The 17,245-nt window shown below is 70.4% G+C and carries 16 protein-coding genes and 1 tRNA gene; 7 read left to right on the forward strand and 10 right to left on the reverse strand.

Annotated features, from left to right (window positions below):
• Nucleotides 1-291 (reverse strand): response regulator (locus Q1K70_RS14325; RefSeq protein WP_300160911.1); only part of this gene is annotated, 291 nt, incomplete at its 3' end.
• Between the two features lie 166 nt (nt 292-457).
• On the opposite strand from Q1K70_RS14325, the gene Q1K70_RS14330 reads away from it, so the two are divergent.
• A tRNA-Arg gene (locus Q1K70_RS14330) sits at nt 458-534 on the forward strand.
• 134 nt (nt 535-668) lie between these two features.
• Here Q1K70_RS14330 and Q1K70_RS14335 read toward each other — a convergent pair.
• Together Q1K70_RS14335 and Q1K70_RS14340 are read right to left on the reverse strand one after the other, a co-directional pair.
• A complete protein-coding gene (locus Q1K70_RS14335; protein WP_300160913.1) occupies nt 669-1,985 on the reverse strand; it encodes a histone deacetylase in 1,317 nt (438 codons plus the stop codon).
• Nucleotides 1,979-3,661: a hydantoinase/oxoprolinase family protein gene (locus Q1K70_RS14340; protein WP_300160915.1), complete on the reverse strand. Its 1,683-nt coding sequence runs from the start codon at nt 3,659-3,661 to the stop codon at nt 1,979-1,981. Before Q1K70_RS14340 ends, Q1K70_RS14335 begins: the two co-directional genes overlap by 7 nt.
• A 153-nt stretch (nt 3,662-3,814) precedes the next feature.
• On the opposite strand from Q1K70_RS14340, the gene Q1K70_RS14345 reads away from it, so the two are divergent.
• Nucleotides 3,815-4,231 (forward strand): hypothetical protein, encoded by a 417-nt coding sequence (locus tag Q1K70_RS14345; RefSeq protein WP_300160916.1) that lies wholly within the window; start codon nt 3,815-3,817, stop codon nt 4,229-4,231.
• Between the two features lie 13 nt (nt 4,232-4,244).
• On the opposite strand, the gene Q1K70_RS22170 is transcribed toward Q1K70_RS14345, so the two are convergent.
• The 5 genes from Q1K70_RS22170 to Q1K70_RS14375 form a co-directional block, all read right to left on the reverse strand.
• Nucleotides 4,245-5,627 (reverse strand): FUSC family protein, encoded by a 1,383-nt coding sequence (locus Q1K70_RS22170; protein WP_366521709.1) that lies wholly within the window; start codon nt 5,625-5,627, stop codon nt 4,245-4,247.
• Between the two features lie 797 nt (nt 5,628-6,424).
• Nucleotides 6,425-7,201, reverse strand: coding sequence for a sulfite exporter TauE/SafE family protein (locus tag Q1K70_RS14360; RefSeq protein WP_300160918.1), 777 nt, complete (start codon nt 7,199-7,201; stop codon nt 6,425-6,427).
• A 70-nt stretch (nt 7,202-7,271) separates the two neighbouring features.
• Nucleotides 7,272-7,733 (reverse strand): YbhB/YbcL family Raf kinase inhibitor-like protein, encoded by a 462-nt coding sequence (locus tag Q1K70_RS14365; RefSeq protein ID WP_300160919.1) that lies wholly within the window; start codon nt 7,731-7,733, stop codon nt 7,272-7,274.
• A gap of 202 nt (nt 7,734-7,935) precedes the next feature.
• Nucleotides 7,936-9,210, reverse strand: a complete 1,275-nt coding sequence (locus Q1K70_RS14370; protein ID WP_300160921.1) for a class II fructose-bisphosphate aldolase — start codon at nt 9,208-9,210, stop codon at nt 7,936-7,938.
• A gap of 96 nt (nt 9,211-9,306) precedes the next feature.
• Nucleotides 9,307-9,753 (reverse strand): hypothetical protein, encoded by a 447-nt coding sequence (locus Q1K70_RS14375; RefSeq protein WP_300160923.1) that lies wholly within the window; start codon nt 9,751-9,753, stop codon nt 9,307-9,309.
• 147 nt (nt 9,754-9,900) lie between these two features.
• On the opposite strand from Q1K70_RS14375, the gene Q1K70_RS14380 reads away from it, so the two are divergent.
• The 5 genes from Q1K70_RS14380 to Q1K70_RS14400 all read left to right on the forward strand — a co-directional run bounded on the left by Q1K70_RS14380 (nt 9,901) and on the right by Q1K70_RS14400 (nt 15,797).
• Nucleotides 9,901-10,803: a DMT family transporter gene (locus tag Q1K70_RS14380; protein WP_300160924.1), complete on the forward strand. Its 903-nt coding sequence runs from the start codon at nt 9,901-9,903 to the stop codon at nt 10,801-10,803.
• A 69-nt stretch (nt 10,804-10,872) separates the two neighbouring features.
• Entirely contained in the window at nt 10,873-11,190 is a 318-nt protein-coding gene (locus tag Q1K70_RS14385; protein WP_300160926.1) for a flagellar protein FlaG, read from the forward strand.
• Between the two features lie 133 nt (nt 11,191-11,323).
• Nucleotides 11,324-13,486, forward strand: a complete 2,163-nt coding sequence (locus Q1K70_RS14390; RefSeq protein WP_300160928.1) for a PAS domain S-box protein — start codon at nt 11,324-11,326, stop codon at nt 13,484-13,486.
• The gene (locus Q1K70_RS14395; protein ID WP_300160929.1) at nt 13,483-14,667 is read left to right on the forward strand and encodes a hypothetical protein; all 1,185 of its coding nucleotides are present in this window, start codon (nt 13,483-13,485) and stop codon (nt 14,665-14,667) included. The genes Q1K70_RS14390 and Q1K70_RS14395 overlap by 4 nt, the downstream gene beginning before the upstream one ends.
• Entirely contained in the window at nt 14,664-15,797 is a 1,134-nt protein-coding gene (locus Q1K70_RS14400) for a sulfotransferase (protein WP_300160931.1), read from the forward strand. The genes Q1K70_RS14395 and Q1K70_RS14400 overlap by 4 nt, the downstream gene beginning before the upstream one ends.
• Nucleotides 15,798-15,828: 31 nt before the next feature.
• Here the strand turns inward: Q1K70_RS14400 and Q1K70_RS14405 are convergent, their stop codons facing one another.
• Together Q1K70_RS14405 and Q1K70_RS14410 are read right to left on the reverse strand one after the other, a co-directional pair.
• Nucleotides 15,829-16,425: a hypothetical protein gene (locus Q1K70_RS14405; protein WP_300160933.1), complete on the reverse strand. Its 597-nt coding sequence runs from the start codon at nt 16,423-16,425 to the stop codon at nt 15,829-15,831.
• Between the two features lie 66 nt (nt 16,426-16,491).
• Complete coding sequence (locus tag Q1K70_RS14410; protein WP_300160934.1) at nt 16,492-16,863, reverse strand: NifB/NifX family molybdenum-iron cluster-binding protein; 372 nt, start codon at nt 16,861-16,863, stop codon at nt 16,492-16,494.
• Nucleotides 16,864-17,245: the final 382 nt, after the last annotated feature.

Consider the following 17,245-nt stretch of genomic DNA (forward strand, 5'->3'; position numbering starts at 1 on the left):
GACGTTTTTGGTGTCCGTGAGCACGGAGCTCATGATGAGCTTGAAGGTCTGCCTGGGTCCGGCGGCGTCCTCCATGCGGCGCAGGGCCTGGACGACCTCGTTGCCGTCCATGCCGGGCATGAGGATGTCCATGAACACGGCGGTGATGGGCCTTTCCTCCTCGAGGGAGGCCTCGAAGGCGGCCAGGGCCTCCAGGCCGTCGCCGGCGGTCAGGCACTCGGCGTAAGCGGACAGAAAGGTGCGCAGGAAGAGGATGATGCTTTCATCGTCATCCACGATGAGAAAGCGCATGGCGATGCCCCCGGTGCCGCAAACGTCGTGGGGCGGGACGCCCCCCTGGGAAAGGGGTATTGTTTTTTCGTCGGCCCCGCAACCGACGATTCGGCGAAGGCCGGACCGGAGCGAACCGGCGCGGCGCCTTGACGGGCACGGCCGGGAGTCTTTAGGTTTTGGCCGCGCGCCCGTAGCTCAGCCGGATAGAGCGTCGGACTTCGAATCCGCAGGCCGGGAGTTCGAATCTCTCCGGGCGCGCCAGTTTTTACAAAGGGTTTGGCGGGATGCGCCGGCCCTTTTTTTTGGCCTTGCTGCATTGCGTTCCCGCCTTGATCACGGCGACGCGCGGCGCGGCACGGGTTCCCGCTTGGGAGCCAAGCCGGCCCGCGCCCCGCCTACCCCGTGAAGCTGGCGTAGTTCTTCCCGACCCGGTCAATCAATTGCAAGTGCCGGTATTCGCCTTTGATCTGGCCGGCTTCGTAGATGCGGTAGGCTTCCTCCACGCATTTCTCGCAGGCTCCGATGGGCGCTTCGACGCCCAGGCACAGCGGGTTGCGGGTGGATTCGGTCTCGAATTTGAGCACGCCCCGGCAGTGGTCGCACAGGCGCACGGATTCGGTCTGGTATTCCGTTATGGCGTCCGTATCGTAATACAAAGTCTTGCGCCGGGTGAACCAGCCATTGATGACGTCGCCCTTGCCCGGCCCCTTGGGGTTGCGGGCCAGGGCGGTGATCTCCCGGCAGACCTCTTCGATGTAGCCCGTGACCTTGGCCGACTGGCGCACGGCGGCCGGGTCGAAGTTGGGCTCGCGCACGTGGGAGTAGTCGAGGCCGGCCATGGAGAGCACGAGTCCCAGGTTGACGTAGGGCAGCGCGCCCTGGATGGCGTAGCCGCCTTCGAGCACGGCGATGTCCGCGTCCAGGAGTTCGGTGAGTTTGGCGTAGCCCTGGGCCGAGAAGGCCATTTCGGTGATGGGGTCGGAGAAGTGGTTGTCCTGGCCGGCGGAATTGATGACCAGGTCGGGCTTGAAGTCTTCGATGAGCGGCAACACCACCTCGCGCAGGGCGAACAGGAATCCCTCGTCCGAGGTGCCGGGCGGCAGGGGCACGTTGACCGTGGCCCCCAGCGCCCTGGGGCCGCCCATTTCGTAGGGGTAGCCCGTGCCCGGGTAGAGGGTGCGACCGTCCTGGTGCAGGGAGATGAAAAGCGTGTCCGGGTCGTGCCAGTAGACGTCCTGGGTGCCGTCGCCGTGGTGGCAGTCGGTGTCCACGATGGCCACGCGCATGGGGCCATAGCGCTCGCGCAGCCATTCGAGCATGACGGCTTCGATGTTGATGTTGCAAAACCCCCGCGCGCCGTGGACCACCTTCATGGCGTGGTGTCCGGGCGGGCGCACCAGGGCGAAGGCTTTCTGCGCCTCCTTGTCCAGGACGGTGCGGGCGGCGCGCATGGCCCCGCCGGCGGAGACGAGGTGCGAGGCGGTGGTCACGGCGGCGACGTCGGGGAAGCAGAAATGCACGCGGGCCACGTCCTCGGCCGTGGCCAGGTCGGGCTTGAGTTCGGTGATGCCGGCGATGTCGAAGACGCCTTCCTCGCGCAACTGGTCCTGGGTGTAGAGCAGGCGCTCCTGGCGTTCCGGGTGGGTGGGCGTGATGGCCCAGTCGAAGGCCGGAAAAAAGACGATGCCGAGCGGATGGCGCGCCTTCAGCATGACTGCGACACCGCCTGCTTGTACGCGGCCAGCACGCCCGGGCGCACCTGGCAGGCCACGCGGATGTTGTGGCCGACCTGCGCCTGGCCCTCGACCATGGGGAAGGACGAGAGTTCCACGGTTTCGATGGGCGCTTCGCCCAGGTCCGCGCCGATGGAGGCGAGGTAGTCGCGAAGGCGCGTGGCCGCCTCGCCCTCGGCCGCGGCCGGGCTGAAGTTGCCGGCGACGGTCCGGGCGACGCCGAGCGACGGGATGGTCAGCCGGCCGGCGGCGGTGTCGGCGAAGAGTTCCACCGAGAAGGTGGGCCGGGCCAGGGCCGCGCCGATGGCGTTGGCCACGGCGAAGCTCTCGGGCACCACCACCTCTTCGGAAAAGGCGTCCTGGAGCAGGGCGGACAGGGCCAGGGCCGGGCCGCCCATGACGTAGACGCGCGTGGGGCGCACCTGCCGGCCTTCCAGGAGGTCGAAGATGGTGTAGACCGGCCGGTCGTTGATCTCGCGCACGAAGGCGGCCACTTCGGAGCGGATCTGGTTGACGGCGTTTATGATCGCGGCCTCGGCCACCTCGTCGGCCTCGAAGCCGTGGGGCGCGCCCAGGGCGGCCATGCCGGCGAAGGAGAGGCGCGGATCGCCCACGGCGATGACGTTTTGGAGGTTGAGCGCATCGACCAGGGTCGGGACCGGGCCGCCGAGGGCCATGGGCGGGCCCAGACGCCTGGGGCCCACGCGCACGGCCTCGCGGCTGACGCTTATGGCCGAGTCGCCGCCCACGCCGATGGACCGGGTGCGAAGCGCCCGCACCAGGGTCGGCCGGCCGGCGATGGCGATGCCTTCGTTTTCGATGAGCGGCGCGCCGGCGGCGAACACGGCGATGTCCGTGGTGGTGCCGCCGATGTCCAGGATGACGGAGTCCTCGGCGATATCGCACACGGCGATGATGCCCATGACCGAGGCGGCCGGGCCGGAGAGAATCGACTGCACGGGCAGGGCGCGGGACACGGAAAGGGGCATGGTGCCGCCGTCGGCCTTGAGCACGCTCAGGATGTCCGGCGCGATGCCGAGCTCGCGCACGGACTGCTCCACGGCGTCGCAGAAGCGGTTGTAGACGCGCCACACGGCGCTGTTGAAATAGGCCGTGGCGATGCGCCGGCCGAAGCCCAGGCGGCCGGAGAACTCGTGGCCGAGCGACACGCAGTCCGACTCCGGGGCCAGAAGCTGCCGCAGGGCCAGTTCCTGCTCGGGCCGGCGGGTGGAGAACTTGGTGACGGCCGCGTGGACCTTGACCCCGGCCTCGCGGCAGGCGCGCAGGGCGGACCGGGCGGCGGCCAGGTCCAGGCCGGCGGTTTCGCGGCCCCGGTGGTCGATGGCCCCGGGCAGGACGAAATAGTGCTCGCCCAGGCGGTAGGCCTCGGGGTCGATGCCCGGGCCGCCGGACACGAAGGCCCCGACCGGGTCGGCCGTGCCCTCGACGATGGCGTTGGTGGAAAGGGTGGTGGAGAGGTTCAGGCGCGAGACGGCCCCGGGGCCGGCCACCGAGGCGATGCTGGCCAGGGCCTCGCGGATGGAGGCCAGCAGGTCGTCGTGGTCGGTGCGCAGCTTGGCGCAGGCAACGACGCCTTCCGGGCCGATGAGGACCGCGTCCGTGTGGGTTCCGCCGACGTCGATGCCGCAAAGCATCCGACACCCGTAGCATCAAGGCAGGCCGGCGTCGAGATGGCCGGATGGCCCTTTCCCCTTGCCATGCTGCGCCCCGCATGCAATGGAGCGAAAATGGACCGATCCCAGGGCGTCCGGTCCCGGGCCGACAATTCGAACAAGGGGGAAGGCATCATGAAACGGTACGTCATCGCCGTCGTGGCCATCATGCTTCTTTGGGCTTCCGGGGCCGCGGCGCAAAACGCCCTGCCGCAACTCGTCGGCACCTGGCGGGGGCAAAGCGAAGTCCTGCTTGGAACATCGAACTTCTCCACCCAGGACGTGGAGTTCGTCATCCTCAAACAGCAGGGCCATCTCTTCACGGGCGTGAAGCGATACGTCAAGGAGCCCGAGCGCATCAAGACGGAGGAGACGTTCACCGGGGTCATTCTCAACGACGCCAGGATGATCGCCTTCAGCGACTCGGACACGGGGTACAATTTCGCGATTATGACCGGCCCGGACAGGCTGGAGATCGCCTACGTGCACGACGGACTGGGCAAGAAGCAGCCCTCCATGGCCTGCTTCCTGGCTTTGACCAGGCAGAAGTAGGAAGAGAAAGCGTTCAGACCCGGCAGGCGGCCAGGGCCGCGGCCCGGATGTCGGCCAACTGGAGGGCGACGTCCGGCCGGCGGCAAGGCGCGGGGGACGCCGCCGGCGGGGCCGTCCCGGCCGCGCCGGGGCGCTCTCCGGCCAGGAACTCCAGGACGTCCATGACCTGGCGGACGAGCCGATCCACTTCCGGGCGGGCCACCGGGGCGGGATCGGCCTCCTGCTGGAGGAAAAGCCCGGTGAGCAGGCCGGTGAGCCGCGCGCAGGAAGCGGCCTTGGCCTCCTGGGCGGCCAAGGCCGCCGGCCCGGGGCCGGTCCGCCGCCACTGGGCCAGGACGGCGAGCAGGGTGCGGCCGGCGCGCTCGGCCCGGCGCTTGGCCGCGACGCTTTCCTGGTGGAAGGTCTCTCCTCCGGCGACCAGGGCGTCGCGGATGGCCCCCAGGTAGGCGCGATTGGCTTCGAAGGTCTCCTCAAGCGCCTCCCGGACCCTTGCTTCCGTGGGCGCGGCCCAAAGCGACCTGGCCACGAGCCAGGCGGCCAGACTGCCGGCGACGACGCAGCCCAGGCGCTCGGCGGCCAGATGCCAGGGCAGCGTGGCGTCCAGGCTCGTCATGAGCACCACGGTGACGGTGATGAAAAAGACCGCCGTACCGTAGTGGCGGCGCATGAGGTAGGTGAAGACGGCGCAACTGGCGGCGATGACCGCGAGCAGCCAGGGGAGCGGAAGGGCGCGCCACACGGGCAGCCCGGCCACGGTGCCGCATACGCGGTGGACCATGCGGGAACGGGTCAAACCGGCGCTCGGTTGCAGGACCACCAGCATGGAAAAGGGCAGCCAGGAGCCGTGGGGCAGGCCCAGGCCCTTGAACGCCGCCGCAGCGGCCGCAAGCAGGGCCGAAAGCCCGAGGGTGTAGCGCACGAGCGCCGCGTCGAGCCGGGCCGGCCGGGAGAACGCCCCGCCAAGGGACCACGCCGGCCAGCCGGCGGCGCGTCGCCGCTGGTCGCGCCAGGCGGCCCGGCCGACGCGCGGGCGGCTGATCTGGCGCAGGGCTTTTTCCGTTTCCGCCCAGCGGCCGGCGGCCTCGGTCAGAAGCCGGGCCGGGCGGTCGTCGCCGGTCCCGGCTGCGCGCGGCCGCCGCGTAGGCGTCGGCCGCGCGCAGCATGGCCTCGCGGGCCTGCCCCATGGACACGCCGGCGATGCGCAGGGCACCGGGCCGGGGCACGACCACCGCATGGGCCACGGTGTCGGCGGCCCGGGCCACGAGGGCCAGCGTCCCGGGCAGGTCGGCCTCGGGCAGGGCCGGCCGGCCCGCGAGCAGGGCGCAAAGCCCGGACAGGCGGGTGATGAAGCGGGCGGCGGCGAGGTTGGCCGCCGCCAGGTTGTTCCAGAAGGCATGGGCCCCGGGGCCGGACAAGGGCGCGAGCCGGGCGAAGGCGCTGTCCAGGGTGGCGCGCAGCCGCTCGGCCTCGGCGCAAACGCCGGCGGCGGCGGCCGGGTCGCCGCCGGCGCTTTTGGCCAACTGCCGGGCCATGGCGGCCAGGCCGATCCAGTTGCGCCCGACCAGACGGCGCAGGGGGTATTGCGGCCGCAGGGGCCAGTAGGCGAGCAGGCAGGCGACGCCGAAGAGCCCGCCGGCCAGGGTGGCCAGGGCGTGCCGGGCCGCCCCGGGCCAGAGCGCGGCCACGGGCGTGCCCAAGGGGGCCATGCCGAGGGCGGTGAAGAAGACGAGCGCGCAGGGCACGGCGGCCATGGGGCCGTAGTCGCGGCACAGTTGCCGCCAGGCTCCGACGGAAAGGCCGAGCAGGCCGGTGGCCAGGACCGCCCCGGCCAGGGAGCCGGCGGCCAGTACCCCCAGGGCGGCGCTGGCGGCAAAGGCCAGGGCCAGCAGGCACAGGAGGTTGAGCCGCAGCGCGTAAGGCCCCTCCACGTCCACCAGGGCGATGCTGTGGGCGGCGAAGGCCGCGAACACGGCGTCCTGGGGCGCGCCCAGGGCCAATCCGGCCATAAAGGGGACCATGAAGACGACGGCTCCGCGCAGGGCCAAAAGCGCCCCGCGGGCTGCCTCGGCGCGGACCGCCCGGGTCTGGCGCAGGGAAAACAGGGAAATGTTCATGAAACGCACCGGAAGGTTTGGAGCCCCGGACGACCGGGACAGCCAGGGCAGGTACACCCGGGCAAACGGACTGTAAAGGTCAGAGGACGCCGGCGGCGAGCAGGGCGGAAAGCGCCAGGAGCAAGGCCCCGACCAGCCTGTGCAGCGAATCGATGGTCATCTTGCCCAAAAGCCGCGCCCCGGCGAAGGCTCCGGCAAAGGCGCAGACCGTGGCGGCGGCGAGAAGCCCGAGGTTGCCGGCCACCTCCGGCGCGCCCAGGTGCGCGGCGTAGACCGTCAGGCGTGTGGCGTCCACCATGCAAGCCACGAACACGCCCGTGGCGATGAACGCCTCCTTGGACAGCCCCAGGCGCAGGAGAAAGGCGCTGCGAAACGCGCCCTGGTGCCCGGACAGGCCGCCGAAGAATCCCGACACCAGCCCGCCCAGGGGCAAGAGCCCGGGCGGCAGCCCCTGGCCCTTGAGGGCGTGCGTGATCTCCAGGACGGAAAAGCCTCCGATGAGCAGCCCGACCACCAGCTTCACCGGGGTGACGACCATGTCCCGGCCGAAAAGGGTGTAACGGGCCAGTGCCGGCAGATCGGCGAGCCACAGGAGCACGGCCGCGCCCACGAAGCTGGCGGCCACGGCCGGCAGGCCGAAGCGCAGGCAGGCCCGGCGGTCGGCCTTTTTGGCGAAAAGGGACAGCTTGAAGAGGTTGTTGGCGAAATGCACCAGCGCGGTCATGGCCACGGCGGCCTCGATGGGAAAAAAGACGGCCATGACCGGGGTGAGGATGGTGCCCAGGCCAAAGCCGGAAAAAAGGGTCAGGCCCGAGGCGACGAGGGCCGTGGCGCAGACGGCGACAAAGGCGGACATGGCGGCTCCCGGTTCGGTCGTGCCGCCCTGCCCTACTCCGCGCCGGCGACGGTCGCGTGACGGCCCGGCCTCAGCGCCGGCCGTAGCGCCCCATGAGCGTGGCCGAGGCCAGGATGCGCCCCTTGGCGGCGCGCAGGACCTCGGCCTTGGACGCGCCCGAGGGCAGGTCGAGCATCCCTTCCAGGGCGTAGAGCGTGAAGAAGTAGCGGTGCACGCCGCTTGGCGGGCAGGGGCCGCCGTAGCCGCAACGGCCCCAGCTGTTGCGGCCGGACAGGCTGCCGTCGGGATAGGCCGGGGCCTCGTGCAGGCCCTCGGGCAGTCCGGGCGTGGCCGGGGAGAGGTTGTAGAGCACGAAGTGGTCCCAGACCCCGCCCGGGGCGTCGGGGTCGTCGCACACGAGCGCCAGGCTCCCCGCCCCCGGCGGAACGCCGGAAAAGACCAGGGGCGGCGACAGGTCGGGCCCGTCGCAGGTGTGGCGGGACGGGATGTTCCCCTCGTGGACGAAGGCCGGTGAGGAAAGGGTCATCGCCATGCGGAACTCCTTTTCGCCGTGGCCGGGCGCGCCTTGGCCCTGCCTGACGCCGAGGGGGCCGGGGGAGGCGGCGCTCCCCTCGGCCCGTGGTCTTCCCCCCTGTATCGCGTCTTCGGAATCCGTGCCTACGTTTTTTTTTACGGCCCTGGCCTGCAAGGGTCGCCAGTTCCCCAAACGCCGCCCTCTCCTCGGCAAGGCCGGGTTAATCGTCGAAATCGCCCTCGGGCCCCTTGTCGGTCTTCATGGAGGCGGCGCGCTCGAGGATCTTCTCGCGGGTCCAGGCAGCCGGATCCTCGATGCGGCCGGCCTTGGGGCCAAGGTCGTAGGAGCCGGCGGCAAGCAGCTCGCCGATGGCCAGGGAGCCGGTGCCGGCGGCGTTGAAGACGTCGGTCAGGAGCCAATAGACGAACTCGGCCACGGCGTCGGCCATGCGCTGGCGCACGGCGGCGGGCTGGGCGAGCAGCTTTTTCTCGAACACGCAGTTGAGCTTCTTGTAGTCGCCGGCCTTGATGGCCTTGCCGTCGGCGTAGGCCGTCATCTCGGCCCACAGCGCATCGTCCACGCCCTTGCCCGGTTCCTTGATGAAGCCCCCGGCCGCGTCCATGATGGCGTTGCCGTAGTCGTTGACGGCCACGCCCCAGGAGATCATCTGCAGGGCGGTGGCCACGTTGGCCTTGGTGGTGGCGGTTTTGGCGGCGATCTCCTTGAGCTTTTCCGAAGAATTGCCCGAGGTGCCGTGCTGGGCCCCGGAGATGCCGTAGGGGGCCAGGACCTCGTGGATCTTCGCGGTCAGGCCCACCTGGATGCCCGTGGCCGAGGCCTCGATGCCGTGGGTGGTGCCGTTATTGAGCGCGATCCAGTCGGGGTGGATGCCGTTGGCGTTGAGCCCCTGGATGAGAAAGAGCGCCTCCTCGGGTGTGGAGAGGCCGGATTTTCCCTTGATCTCGCCCACTTCCGTCTCGTACCCGGCCCAGGTCGGCACGTAGGGGGCCAGGGCGATGTTGGCCAGGAGGTTCTCGGCGTCGGGCAGATGGGAGGCGTCGATGGCGATGGAGGTGATGCCGGCCTCGAACAGGGTCGGGATCTCGGCCTGGGCCTCGGCCACGTCGCCGGGCTTTTTGATGCCGTAGTGGTCGGCGTGGATGGCCACGGGCACGGTGACGCCCAGTTCGTTGGCGGCCTGGTCGGCCTGGCGGGCGATGTTCCACATGTTGACGTCGCAGTAGTTGGACTCGGAGCGGGCGATCTCCAGGATGACGGCGGCGTCGGCGCGCTGGGCGGCCATAAGCGCCCCGCGCAGCACGAAGCTGCTGCGGGAGTTGGCCGCGATGGTCATGGCGTGGCCTTTCTTGCGCATGGCCCTGTCGATGGCCTTGCCGCTGACGAGCAGCGCCCTCGAATTGGGGAAAAGCTTCTTGACGTTGGGCGGCCGGCCGACGGCCAGGGCCTGTTCGAAAGCGGTATCGGGCTTGGTCATCTCTTCCTCCTGGCTTCGATTCCGGGCCGCGGCCCGGGGCGCGAACGGGTATTGAGGCGCCTTGGCGCCGCTTTTGCGACGAAACGGGTCGCGCCGTCAGGACGGCGCGAAGAGCTCCCGGATGCGGTGGCGTTCGAGGATGGCGACGGCCGCCGGGTCGTCTTCCGTGGCGGCCAGCAGCGCGGCCACAGACGGGACCAGGATCGCCCGCGCGGCGGGATAGTTCACGGCGGCCAGACGGCCGGCCAGGACCGCGAGCCGGGCCAGGTTGGCGTCGGCCGGCCCCAGGCGGCAGCGGCCCAGGATGTCGCAGGCCGCCACGTCCTCGGCCGTGGCGGCCGGAACCTTGGCCACGTAGACCGCGCCGCCGCACACGGCGCAGGTCAGTTCGCCCGGCGCGGTGGCGGCCACGGGCATGGTCCATTGGGAAGTGGTGTTGCCGCAGGCGTCGAACTTGCGCATGTGGAAGAAGACGCTCTCGGCGGCCCAGCCGAAATCGGCGTGGCCAGGATCGTTGACGCAAAAAAGCTTGCGCGACAGCATGCTCGCTCCTTTTGCCCGGACGCCGGGCACACTTTTTGACGCATAGTACGAGCCGGCGAAACAATCAACAAAGTCGGCCCCATTCCCCTCCCCGCGCCGGGGTTTTTCCCTTTTGTTCGCGGCCGGATTCTGCTACCGCATGCCTCCATGTCCGGATACCTGTACGTCCTTGCCGCGGCCTCGCTCTGGGGGCTCATCGGCCCCCTGTCCAAGCTCTCCTTCGCCGCCGGCATGGACACGGTGGAAGTGGCCTTCTGGCGCACCACCCTGGCCTGGTTCCTGTTCGCCGGCCAGGCCGTGGCCTCCCGGGAGACGCGCATCGCCGCGCGCGACCTGCCGGCCGTGGCCGGGTTCGGCGTGGCCGGCATCGCCGGGCTCTTCGGGGCCTACGTGGTGGCCGTGGAAGCCGGCGGCGCGGCGCTGGCCTCGGTGCTGCTCTACACCGCGCCGGCCTGGGTGGCGCTTTTCTCCTGGCTCTTCCTCAAGGAACCCATGGGCGGATACAAGCTCGCGGCCGTGGCCGCCACGGTCCTGGGCGTGGCCGGGGTGAGCCTGGGGCCGGGGCTGTCCGGCGACGCGGCGTTTGGCGGCAAGGCCATCTTCTTCGGCCTGCTCTCCGGCGTGACCTACGCATTGTATTACATCTTCGGGAAATACTACCTGGGCCGCTACCGCACGCCCACGCTCTTCCTGTACGCCCTGCCCGTGGGCTCCCTGACGCTCCTGCCTTTCGTGCGCTTCACCGCGCCGACCCTGGCCGGGGCCCTGCCCTGCCTGGCCTTGGCCGTCTTCTCGACCTACGGGGCCTATTCGATCTATTACGCCGGCCTGCGCCGCCTGGAAGCCACCCGGGCGGCCGTGGTGGCCACCCTGGAGCCGGTCATCGCGGCCGTGCTCGCCTACGCCATGTTCGGCGAGCGCTTCAGTTTCCTGGGCTATCTCGGCGCGGGCTGCATCATCGGCTCGGTGCTGCTGACCATCTGGGACGGGGCCAGGGAGCGGCTGCGCGCGCCGCTGCCCGGCCAGACGGCCACGCCTCGGGCGGGCTAAAGAAGCCCCCGGCCAGGGCCGATGAGGCGTTGAGGGGAATTTCGGCCCGCCGGCCGAAGCGCGGACGCCATGAACGAAATCGATCCCAACGCCGCCCTGGGGAGCGCCGACGGCGCAGCCTCGGCCCAGGCCGCCGAGTCCCGGCAGACCGCCGCCGCCGACACGCCGAACCGCGAGCCCGACCGCGACACCGTGCGCGTGGAGGCGCTGCTCAAGGCCACGGCCTCGCGCATCGTCACGGACGAGGCCACGCGGGTGGTGCAGGTCGAGATCCTCGACCCGGTCACGCGCAAGGTGCTGCGCGCCATTCCCGACGACGACTGGCTCAAGGTGGTGCGCGCCCTGCAAGCCATGGCCGGCGAGGCCATCGTGGACAAGAAGACCTAGTCCCCGCCTTGCCGCCGCCCGCCATTTCCAGTAAGGCCTTTCATGCGCCTTCGCGCGCCCCGACAGTGACCCGAAGACGGCTCGTGCGGCGTCGACGCCTATCCGTCACCATCAACCCTTTCCTGACGCCGCCATGCCCGCATCCCCTCCGCTTCCGCGCCCGTTCCCCCTGCGCCAGGCGATCGTCCTGCTCGTCGTCGGCACGGCCTTGTACCTCGTCCTGGGCGCGCTGCTCCTGGCCGCGACGAGCAGCGCCAGACTTTTTCGCGACGCGCTCATGGAGGCCAGCTCGCGCCTCGACGACGTCCGGCTGGCCGTCGAGCAAATGCACTTTCAATCCCTGCTCGCCGCCGCCACGGGGGAACAGGTGTTCGCCGTCCGTCACGACGAGGGCCTGGCCGAAGTGACGCGGTCCCTTTCCGGCCTGGCCGCGTTGCGGCAGCAAGCCCGCGTGCCCCTGGACGTCGCCAGACTCTCCGGTATCGTCCGGGAGGTGGCCGCCGTCCAGGGCAGGGCCTTGCAATCCACCGCCCGCGGCGACCTGCCGGCCGCCTGGGCCATGCTGCGCAGCCTCGGCTACGAGGACGCCCTGGCCGACCTGCACCGGTGCCTCGACGAATGCGACGCCGCCATGACGGCGCGCGCCGACGCGACCCTGGCCAGGCAGGACCGCTTCAACGGCTTCGCCTTGTGGTGTCTGGGGATATTCACCCCTCTTTTCGTCGTCGGCGGCATCCTCTTCCTGCGCCGGGCCGGACGCGACGCCGCCGCCAACCAGGCGGCCCAGGAAGCCCTGGCCGACTCGGAGCGGCGCTTTCGCGAAACCTTCGAACTGGCCGCCGTGGGCATCGCCCACGTGGCCCTCGACGGCCGCTTCCTGCGGGTCAACGACCGCTTCGCCGCCATCGTCGGCTACAGCCACGCCGAACTGACCGCAGCCGACTTCGCGACCATCACCCATCCGGACGACCTCGAAGCGGACCTGGACGGGCAGCGACGCCTGCTGGCCGGGGAAATCGGCACCTATGCCATGGAAAAGCGCTACCTGCGCAAGGACGGTGGGATCGTCTGGGCGCACCTGACCGTCTCCCTGGCCCGCGACGCGCAGGGCCGGCCCCTGCACTGCATCAGCGTCATCGGGGACATCAGCGACCGCAAGGCCGCCGAGGCACGGGCCCGGGAAAGCGCCCGCACCATCGGGGCGCTGCTCGACGCCACCACCGACCGGGTCATCCTGGCCGATGCCGCCGGAACGATCCTGGCGATCAACAAGGCCGGGGCGGACAGCTTCGGGCTCTCCCGCGAGGCCATGATCGGCCGCCGGTTCCATGAGCTTTTCGGCGCCCCCCTGGCCGCCTCGCGGCTGGTCCATCTTCGTCGGGCCCTGGCCACGGGACGCATCCAGCGCTTCACCGACGAACGCGACGACGTGGTCCTCGACCATGTGGTCGCCCCCCTGCCCGGGAGCGACGGCGTAGCAGGCAGGGTCGCTCTGTTCGCCCGCGACGCCACGGCCCTGGTGCGGGCAAGGGAGGAGGCCGAAGCGGCCAGCCAGGCCAAGAGCCGGTTCCTGGCCAACCTCGGCCACGAGATCCGCACGCCCCTAAACGGCATCCTCGGCATGGCCCAGGTCATGGCCGGCCTCGATCCCGACGAGGAGCAGAGCCAGTGCCTGGACGACATCGCCAACGCCTCGGCCGCCCTGCTCGGACTTATCGACGACCTTCTCGAACTGTCGCAGATCGAAACCGGCCGCGTGGCCCTCGAACCGGGATTGTTCGCCCTGGCCGACATCCTCGAGGCCGCAAGCGTCACGCTTTCCCCCCGGGCGGCGGAAAAGGGCCTGACCCTCGAAACAGCCCTGGCCGCGGACCTGCCTCCCCTGGTGCTGGGCGACGGCGGCAAGCTGCGCCGCATCCTGCTGATTCTCGTCGACAACGCCATCAAATTCACGGGCAAGGGGGGCGTGACCGTGGAACTGCGCTGCCGCGAGGCCTGCCCGACCGAGGAAAGCCAGGTCCCTGCCGTGAGCGTGGTCTGTCTCGTGTCCGACACCGGCATCGGCATCGCCCCGGAAGACCTGACCCGCATCTTCGACAGCTTCACCCAGGCCGACGGCTCGGCCACCCGGCGCTTCGGCGGCACGGGCCTGGGTCTGGCCATCGCCCGGCGGCTGGCCCGGCTCATGACCGGCGACCTCGTCGTGGAAAGCCGCCCGGGCCAGGGCAGCGTCTTCACCCTGACCGCCCCCTTCGAACTGCCGGCCCCCGCCCCGGGCGTCGGGCCGCGTCCGTGACCGCGACCGGCCCGGGCCTGTCCCCGGGAGAACGCTTCGACCGTGACATGGCGGTGCTGCGCCGGGGAGGGCTGCCCTGGAACGGCCGCCGCGCCGCCCCGCTCCCTGTCGCGCCCTACCGGCCGCGCACGGGCGACGTGGTCCTGCGGCTTCTGGCCATGCCCGAGTCCATCGGCCTGGCCGCCACCAATCTGTCCGGCTACTCCCATTGCGGCGTGGTCCGGGAAACGGGCGGCCACGCCTTCGTGGTCGACTGCTATCCCCCCATCAACGGGCATCCGGGAGGGGTGCGGCGCACGCCCTTCGCCGCCTGGACCGCCGCCGAGGCAGGCGTACCCGTGCTGCACTGGCAGGCGCTTCGCCGGCCGGACATGGACGCGGACGCGGCCGGAGGGGTCCTCGACGCCCTGGCCTGCCGGGAGCTGCGCTTCTCCCTGGTTCTCGAAGGCCACGACGCCCTGGCCGACGGCATCGGCGAAGAGGCCAACTGTTCGGCCTTGGCCCGGGCCTTCCTCGAGGCCATGGGCACGGACTGCGCCACGGCCTTCGCCGCCACGGCCGTGACCACCCGGGTGATGACGCGTTTTTTCTTCCTGGCCGAAAACGGTTTCTACGACGCCGCGCCGGGCGGGGCGGGACGCGATTTCTACGACCTGGCCCAGGCCCACGGCCTGACCGCCCTGGCCGCCTATCCCCGGGCCACCATGCCGCCGGGGTTCGGCGAGTTGCTGCCGGAACTCGCGCCCGTGGGCTACGGCCAGGGGCAGGCCGTGCCGCGGGCCATGCGCCGCTTCGCCCTGGCCGCCTACGCCCGCATGGTCCCCATGGTGCGCGCAGCCGTGGCCTGCCACGGCGTCTTGCCGGAAACGGCCCTGGCCTGGCTCGACGGCAGCGACGACTGGGGCCTTGCCTCTCTCGTGCGCGCCCTGCCCGGGGATGTCCCCGTCAAGGGCACGACCCTGGCCGTGGAGGCGCTCCTGGCCCTGGCCGACACGCCCGCGCCCTACGTGACCATCCCGCTGGCCGTGCATTTCGCCTTCGGCCGGCCCGGCCCCCTGCTGGAACTGGCCCAGGCGGCGGCGCTGCGTGCCGCCCCGCCCCTGGCCGCCCTGGCCCGGCGCACCGGGCTCGGCCCCTTCCGCCTCTTCGACGCCGCCCCCGAACCCCAGGGCACGCCATGACCACCCGCTATGCCAATCTCCTCTCGCGCCTGGCCATGCGCAACGGCTTCTCCTACCAGTTCGCCTTCCCCATCCTCGACACCCGCCGCCTGGCCCGCCGCCTGGCCTTGCTGGAACGCCTGCTGCCCCGGCCGCGCCGTGCCCCCGTGACCGCCCCCATCTTCGTGGCCGGACTGCCGCGCACCGGCTCCACCTGGCTGCAGACGCTGCTGTGCGCCCATCCGGACGTGGCCTACGTCTCCCACTTCAGCCACCACACCTACCCGAACTTTCGCGCCGCCAACCTCCTCGCCCGGTGGCTGCGCCTGGACGCCAGCGGCGAGCGCTTCATCGGCGACTCGGTGGTCCATTCCCTGCACAGCCCCTCCGAGGCCACGCTGCTGTGGGGCGAATGGTTCGGCATGGACCCGGCCTGCCTGACCTACGACCCCTTCACCGCGGACGACCTGGCCCCGGAGACCGCGACGGAGATCAGGGACACCGTGGCGCGGGTCACGGCGCTTTTCGGGCCGGGCAAGCGTTTCTTCTCGAAGAACCCGGCGTTCATTCCGTACGTGCCGGCCCTGGCCGGGCTGTTCCCGGACGCGCGCGTCATCCATCTCGTGCGCGATCCCAGGCCCACGGCCAATTCCATGATCAAGCTCCTGCGGGCCTGCCGGGCGCAGCTGGCGCGCATCAACGCCTCGGGCCGGCCCCTGGCCATGCGCCTGACCGACTTCGTGCCCTACCCGCGCCTGCCGCGCCTGGCCGAGTACGTGCGGCGCTTCGGGGCCGACGACGTGCGCGCCACGGCCCGGCTCTGGCGCGACGCCGTGGGGTTCATGGCCGATCTCGCCCCGAGCGTGCCCCACCTGCTGACCGTGCGCTTCGAGTCCGTGCTGGCCGACCCGGCCGGGGCCATGGCCCGCATCCTGGACTTCTGCCGGCTGCCGCCCTTCCCGGCCGATTCCCCGGCCGTGGCGGCGCTCTACGCCCAAACGGGCCGGGTGGCCCACGTCAACGCCTACGGCGAATACGGGACCATCACGGACATCTGCCGCGAGGCCATGGAGCTTGCGGGCTACGATCCCGACGGCCCGGAAGGCGCGCTGCTGCCCGCGGGCGCGCCCGTCTTCGGCGAGATGGTCTGAGGGAATCCCAAGGGACAGGCCGCGACGCTGTCTAACGCCGGTGGCCACGCAGGTCGTCGAACCGGCGGCGCACGGTTTCCAGGCGCTCGCGGTAGGCGGCGGCGTCGCCGTATTCCAGGAAGAAGCGGTAGCGGGAATGGGGGGATTTGGGCGTCCGGGCGTGGCGCACCGGACACCAGTACTGCTCGGTGCGGCCGGCCACCTCGCGCACGAACCCGAGCAGGCCGTTGAAATAACCGCAGTAGACGCAGTTGAGCTTCTCGATCCAGTTGAGGTAGGCCAGGGACTGGCGGTCGATGACGATGTAGTCGCCGCGCCGGACCTTGGGGATGCCGTAGATGGGGAAGCACACCCACTGGTACACGGTCACGGTCAGGTCCATGAGCAGGGCCGGGATGACCGCCCCCCAGATGACGGGGATGGTCAGGATCATGAGGAAGCCGGATTCGTAGACGTAATCGGCCCACCTTTTGACCAGGAGCCGGTGCTGCCGCCTGACCTCCCGGGTGAAGCGGACCTTCTTGCGCTCGATGGTGTAGCTCACCTCCGCCCCGACGCGGTCGAACTCCTCGGTCAGCTCCTTTTCCAGGACCTCCAGGCGCTCGATGATGTCGTCGATCTTGGTCACGCGGGCTCCTTCATGCTTGCTGCGGCAGGCGGCCCCGGCCGTTGCGGGGCCGCCCAGACCCGCCTCCTACTGCAAGGGATGCAGGCAGTCGTGGCCGTGGGCCTTGCACAGCTCGTCCTTGTCCTTGAGCCTACCGGCCAGGAAGGCCTCGGCCGCCTGGCGCACCGGCCCCGAGGCCCCGCGCACCACGGTCAGCCCGGCCCGGCGCAGCTTGTCCGCCGCGCCCTGGCCCATGTTGCCGGCGACAAGCGCCGTGACGCCCATGTTGACCAGGGTTTCGACGAGATTCGAGCGGCAGCCGCACTCGGCCGGCGGCGCGAAGGTCTCCTCGGCCACGACGGCCTTGTCGTCGCTTACGGTCAGCACCGTGAAATACCCGCAATGGCCGAAATGCTCGTCCACCAGGCCGTCGCGGGAGGGTATGGCGATCTTGGTCATGGTTGCCTCCTGTCGATTTCCCGCCCCGCCATACCGGAATTCTCCCGGCCGCGGAAGCCCCCGCCGCCGTCTTGCCGCCGGGGCAACGGCGGCGGGGCCTTGCCGGCCGCGCCGCCGTTGCCGCACTGCGCACCAGCCGGCGCGTGCCTCGTCCGCGAAAGACGCACCGGCGCATTCGGCAGGCAACATCCTTGAGTCGCTACTTTTTTAAAAATACCGTCGTATTTTTTAAGGGACGCCACTCTAGTGTCGCGTCCTCAAAATTAATACATATTTAAGCGACCAGCGGTTTGCCGGTGTAGGTCCACTTGAAGGGCTTTGCCCAGAGCTCGTTATAGTTCTTGATGTACTCCATGATCTGGCCGACGAGTTGTTGCTTTGA

The organism is Solidesulfovibrio sp. (assembly GCF_029978005.1).
In the GTDB taxonomy this organism is placed as follows: domain Bacteria; phylum Desulfobacterota; class Desulfovibrionia; order Desulfovibrionales; family Desulfovibrionaceae; genus Solidesulfovibrio.

Coding starts and splice junctions, on each gene's coding strand:
- Q1K70_RS14335 (WP_300160913.1), bottom strand. CDS start 1,985: ATGCTGAAGGCGCGCCATCCGCTCGGCATCGTCTTTTTTCCGGCCTTC.
- Q1K70_RS14340 (WP_300160915.1), bottom strand. CDS start 3,661: ATGCTTTGCGGCATCGACGTCGGCGGAACCCACACGGACGCGGTCCTC.
- Q1K70_RS14345 (WP_300160916.1), top strand. CDS start 3,815: ATGAAACGGTACGTCATCGCCGTCGTGGCCATCATGCTTCTTTGGGCT.
- Q1K70_RS22170 (WP_366521709.1), bottom strand. CDS start 5,627: ATGCCTTCTGGAACAACCTGGCGGCGGCCAACCTCGCCGCCGCCCGCT.
- Q1K70_RS14360 (WP_300160918.1), bottom strand. CDS start 7,201: ATGTCCGCCTTTGTCGCCGTCTGCGCCACGGCCCTCGTCGCCTCGGGC.
- Q1K70_RS14365 (WP_300160919.1), bottom strand. CDS start 7,733: ATGGCGATGACCCTTTCCTCACCGGCCTTCGTCCACGAGGGGAACATC.
- Q1K70_RS14370 (WP_300160921.1), bottom strand. CDS start 9,210: ATGACCAAGCCCGATACCGCTTTCGAACAGGCCCTGGCCGTCGGCCGG.
- Q1K70_RS14375 (WP_300160923.1), bottom strand. CDS start 9,753: ATGCTGTCGCGCAAGCTTTTTTGCGTCAACGATCCTGGCCACGCCGAT.
- Q1K70_RS14380 (WP_300160924.1), top strand. CDS start 9,901: ATGTCCGGATACCTGTACGTCCTTGCCGCGGCCTCGCTCTGGGGGCTC.
- Q1K70_RS14385 (WP_300160926.1), top strand. CDS start 10,873: ATGAACGAAATCGATCCCAACGCCGCCCTGGGGAGCGCCGACGGCGCA.
- Q1K70_RS14390 (WP_300160928.1), top strand. CDS start 11,324: ATGCCCGCATCCCCTCCGCTTCCGCGCCCGTTCCCCCTGCGCCAGGCG.
- Q1K70_RS14400 (WP_300160931.1), top strand. CDS start 14,664: ATGACCACCCGCTATGCCAATCTCCTCTCGCGCCTGGCCATGCGCAAC.
- Q1K70_RS14410 (WP_300160934.1), bottom strand. CDS start 16,863: ATGACCAAGATCGCCATACCCTCCCGCGACGGCCTGGTGGACGAGCAT.